We start from the raw sequence: 282 nt of genomic DNA on the forward strand, positions 1-282 counted from the left end.
TGGGCCATCAGTCAGATTGGCAAAAAACCGGGTGCCCCCCATTTCGCGGAATTGTTGTATCACCAGACCACGATAATTGACCGGCAAACTGAGGAAATAGCGCAGACTGCTGGCGGCGCTATGCCCCAGATGCTCGGCTGCAGTACGCACTTCAGTACGCGCTTCGCTGCGCATTTGCGCTGCCCAGATCGCGTTCCCGGCAAACTGCACCAGCATCACGCCGGCCAGCATCACCAGACTCAGGCGCCCCAGTAAGGATTGCGGCACCCAACGCGTCAGTCT

Annotated in this window: 1 pseudogene; it reads right to left on the reverse strand. The window is 59.2% G+C overall.

Annotated features, from left to right (window positions below):
- A pseudogene (locus tag KDM89_RS22035) lies at positions 1–279 on the reverse strand (ATP-binding protein); the annotation flags it as partial.
- Positions 280–282 lie beyond the last annotated feature (3 nt).

The organism is Cognatundibacterium luofuense, from assembly GCF_018139685.1.
Taxonomy (GTDB): domain Bacteria; phylum Pseudomonadota; class Gammaproteobacteria; order Burkholderiales; family Burkholderiaceae_D; genus Undibacterium; species Undibacterium luofuense.